Source organism: Microbacterium sp. SD291 (genome assembly GCF_017355365.1).
GTDB lineage: Bacteria > Actinomycetota > Actinomycetes > Actinomycetales > Microbacteriaceae > Microbacterium.
In genome coordinates, this window is sequence record NZ_JADIJR010000062.1 from 1 (window position 1) to 4,076 (window position 4,076).

The following is a 4,076-nucleotide window of genomic DNA, read 5'->3' on the forward strand; positions in this document are numbered from 1 at the left end:
CAGCTCTCCGGTGAGCAGCGGGTGGATGCCTTCGAGCACGGTGACTCCTTCGATTGGTGTTCCGGTCGCAGTTCGTGCCGGTCCAGCAGTCCGGAACCGTGCGCGAGTGCGACCGGAACCCGGGTGAACAGGTCAGACGGGGATGAGGGCCTCGTCGGCGAGGTGGTGCCAGAGTTCGGCGGGGATCTCCAGGGCGGCGTACTCGGCGTTCTGCCGCACCTGTGCCGGGCGGCTGCCGCCGACGACCACGGAGTGCACGGTGTCGGACTGCAGAGGGAACTGGATCGCGGCGGCCGGCAGCGGCACGTCGTGGTCGGCGCACACCGCGGCGATTCGCAGCAGCCGCTGCCAGAGCTCCTCCGGGAGCTCGCCGTACTCGTATCGCCCGTCACGGCGGGGCTCGTTCGAGGCCAGGAGCCCCGAGTTGAAGACGGATGCCGCGACGACCCCCGTCCCCCTCTCCCGGCACGCCGGGAGGACGTCGACGGCGGCGGGCTGCTCGAGCAGCGTGTACCTGCCCGCGACCATGATCAGGTCGAGGTCGGCCGAGCGGACGGCGGTGGCGAGAGCATCCGACACCATCGATCCGATGCCGACCGCGTCGACCTCGCCGTCGGCCCGGAGCTGCTCGAGCGCGGGCAGCGCCTCGGCGAGCGCGAGATCGAGGTCGTGCCGCTCGGGGTCGTGCAGGTAGAGCAGGTCGATGGTCTCGATGCCCATCCGCTCGCGGGACTCGTCGAGGCTCCGGCGGATGCCGTCGGCCGAGAAGTCCCACACGCGCTGCAGGTCGTCTGCCACGTGGAAGTCGTTCGCGGTGTCCAGGCCGCCGGCTGCGTGCTCGGGATTCGGGCGCAGCAGCCGGCCGACCTTCGTGGAGAGGAAGTACTCCTCGCGCGGCTTGGTCTGCAGGAACGCGCCGAGCCGGCGCTCGGACAGGCCGAGGCCGTAGTGCGGAGCGGTGTCGAAACAGCGGATGCCGCTGTCCCACGCCGCCTCGAGGATCGCCGAGGACTCGTCATCGCTCAGCTCGCGGAACAGGTTGCCGACGTTCGCAGCGCCGTATCCGAGACGCGGGATGCGACGCTCAGGCGAGGACATGCTGCCCCTTCCACGTGTACGCCTCGATGCTGCCGGCCTTCATCTCCATGCCGGTGCCCGCCGCGGTCGGCGGCATGTAGGAGCCGCGCTGGATGTCGGTCGGGACGACGAAGTGCTCGTGCAGGTGGTCGACGTACTCGATCAGGCGGCCTTCGCGGGTGCCGGTGACGGCGACGAAGTCGAACATCGACAAGTGCTGCACGGCCTCGCAGAGCCCGACCCCGCCCGCGTGCGGGCACACCGGCACGCCGAACTTGGCGGCGAGCAGCAGGTTGGCGATGTTCTCATTGACACCCGCGACGCGCACGGCATCGATCTGCATGACCGAGATCGCGTTCGCCTGCAGGAGCTGCTTGAAGATCATCCGGTTCTGCGCGTGCTCGCCGGTCGCGACGCGGATCGGCGCCACTCCCCTGGCGATCTCGGCGTGGCCGAGGATGTCATCGGGGCTGGTCGGCTCCTCGATCCAGGCGGGGTTGAACTCTGCGAGCGCGTTCACCCATTCGATCGCCTCCGACACCTCCCAGCGCTGGTTCGCGTCGATCGCGATCGGGAAGTCGGGACCGCACACCTCGCGGGCCTTGCGGAATCGGCGGATGTCGTCCTGCAGGTCGGCGCCGACCTTGAGCTTGATCTGCGTGAAGCCGTCTGCCATCGCCTCGCGGGCGAGTCGCTCGAGCTTCTCGTCGGAGTAGCCCAGCCAGCCGGGGCTGGTCGTGTAGCCGGGGTATCCGGAGACGAGCAGCTGCCGCTCGCGCTCGGCGCGACCCGGTTCGGCGGCCCGCAGGATCTCCAGTGCGTCGTCGCGGGTGATCGCGTTCGTGAGGTAGCGGAAGTCGACCAGGTCGACGATCTCGTCCGGCGTCATCCGGGCGAGGAGCTGCCAGAGCGGGAGCCCCGCGCGCTTGGCCTTGATGTCCCACAGCGCGTTGATGGCCGCGCCGATGGCCATATGCATGACGCCCTTCTCAGGGCCCAGCCAGCGCAGCTGCGAGTCGCCGATCAGCTCGCGGAACGTGCTGCCCATGTCGTCGAGCAGCGGCTCGAGCTCGCGGCCGACGAGGTGCCCCGCAAGCGCGTCGATCGCCGCGACCTGGACGTCGTTGCCGCGTCCGATCGTGAACACGAACGCGTGCCCCTCGACGCCGTCCTCGGCATCGGTGCGGACGATGACGTAGGCCGCCGAGTAGTCGGGGTCCGGGTTCATCGCGTCCGACCCGTCCAGACTCAGGGACGTCGGGAAGCGGATGTCGGTGGTGTCGAGGGCGACGATACGGCTCACTGGGTTCCTCTCCGTGCACGATGCGATCTGTTCGTGCGGATCTCTTGGAGTGTAAACATCCGATGTCTATACTGTCAATGAGACATGCCACCTCGACGTGGCCCTCCGAGACGACCACCGACGAATCAGGAGCATCATGAAGTTCGCGCGACTTGGCGACCTAGGGACCGAGATCCCCGTCCTCGTGGAGGGTGATCGCCACCTCGATCTCCGGTCGGTGACATCCGATGTGAACGGCGATTTCCTCTCCGGCGACTTCCGTGCCCGGGTCACCGCCGCGAGGGCCGCCGACGAGCTCCCGGTGCTCGAGGATGCCGCGGCGATGCGCATCGGCGCGCCGATCGCGCGCCCGAGCGCGGTGATCTGCATCGGCCAGAACTATGCGGCGCACGCCCGCGAGTCCGGGGCCGAGCCGCCGACCATCCCGATCCTGTTCCTGAAGACGCCGAACACGGTCGTCGGCCCGAACGACGCCGTCACCATCCCCCGCGGCAGCGAGAAGACCGACTGGGAGGTCGAGCTCGGCATCGTCATCGGCGCCCGCGCCGCCTACCTGGACTCGCCGGACGAGGCGGATGCTCACATCGCCGGGTACGTGGTCGCGAACGACGTGTCGGAGCGGGCGTTCCAGATGGAGGTCTCCGGAGGGCAGTGGTCGAAGGGCAAGATCGCCCCCGGCTTCAACCCGACCGGGCCCTGGCTGGTGACTCCCGACGAGGTCGATGTCGATTCGCTGCGGCTGCGCAGCTGGGTCAACGGCGAGCCCCGCCAGGACTCGAACACCGACGACATGATCTTCGACGTGCGCGTGATCGTGCACCACCTGTCGCAGTACGTGACGCTCGAGCCCGGCGACCTGATCCTCACCGGCACCCCGCAGGGTGTCGCTTTCGGCGGGAAGTTCCCGTACCTGAAGGCCGGCGACGTCGTCGAGATCGAGATCGAGGGACTCGGCCATCAGCGGCAGGAGTTCGTGGCATGGGAGGCACAGAAATGACCGGACCGCTCAACGGGATGGTGGCGATCGTCACCGGCGGCGCCGCAGGCATAGGGGCGGCCGTCGCTCGCCGCCTGCACGCCGACGGCGCGCAGATCGCGGTGCTCGACCGCGACACCTCGGGCGCCGACCCCGACTTCGCGTCATTCACCGCCGACATCTCCGACCGCGCCTCGGTCGACGCCGCCGTCGCGGCCGTCGCCGAGCAGTTCGGGCGCATCGACATCGTCGTGAACAACGCCGGGATCGGCGCGCAGGGCGACATCTCCGCGAACGACGACGACGAGTGGGCGCGAGTGCTCTCGATCAACGTCACCGGCATCGCGCGGGTGACCTCGGCTGCCCTGCCGTGGCTGCGGAAGTCGCCGAGCGCGGCGGTCTGCAACACGGCATCCATCGCCTCCACCACCGGCCTTCCCCAGCGTGCGCTGTACAGCGCGTCGAAGGGTGCGGTCTCCGCGCTGACCCGCGCCATGGCGGCCGACCACCTCCGCGAGGGCATCCGCGTGAACGCCGTGAACCCCGGCACCGCCGACACCCCCTGGGTCGGGCGGCTGCTGGACTCGGCATCGGACCCTGCCGCCGAGCGCGCGGCGCTCGAGGCACGGCAGCCGCACGGCCGGCTCGTGTCGCCCGAGGAGGTCGCCGCCGCCGTCGCCTACCTGGTGTCGCCCGGCGCCGGTTCGACGACCGGCACGT

Annotated in this window: 4 protein-coding genes; 2 read left to right on the top strand and 2 right to left on the bottom strand. The window is 69.7% G+C overall.

Translation table 11 applies throughout. The annotated features are described in order from the left end of the window. Positions 1-132 precede the first annotated feature (132 nt). Complete coding sequence (locus tag IPV10_RS16685; protein ID WP_207485770.1) at positions 133-1,098, bottom strand: aldo/keto reductase; 966 nt, start codon at positions 1,096-1,098, stop codon at positions 133-135. Continuing rightward, a complete protein-coding gene (locus IPV10_RS16690) occupies positions 1,085-2,380 on the bottom strand; it encodes an L-fuconate dehydratase (RefSeq protein WP_207485772.1) in 1,296 nt (431 codons plus the stop codon). Before IPV10_RS16690 ends, IPV10_RS16685 begins: the two co-directional genes overlap by 14 nt. A 136-nt stretch (positions 2,381-2,516) precedes the next feature. Here IPV10_RS16690 and IPV10_RS16695 point away from each other — a divergent pair, with 136 nt between their 5' ends. After that, a complete protein-coding gene (locus IPV10_RS16695; RefSeq protein WP_207485774.1) occupies positions 2,517-3,377 on the top strand; it encodes a fumarylacetoacetate hydrolase family protein in 861 nt (286 codons plus the stop codon). Beyond that, on the top strand, positions 3,374-4,076 hold a 703-nt coding region (locus tag IPV10_RS16700; RefSeq protein WP_207485776.1), incomplete at its 3' end, for an SDR family NAD(P)-dependent oxidoreductase. The genes IPV10_RS16695 and IPV10_RS16700, both read left to right, overlap by 4 nt.

What these genes read in the sequence shown, in the direction of transcription:
- IPV10_RS16695 (WP_207485774.1), top strand. Translation starts at nt 2,517, where the DNA reads ATGAAGTTCGCGCGACTTGGCGACCTAGGGACCGAGATCCCCGTCCTC.
- IPV10_RS16685 (WP_207485770.1), bottom strand. Translation starts at nt 1,098, where the DNA reads ATGTCCTCGCCTGAGCGTCGCATCCCGCGTCTCGGATACGGCGCTGCG.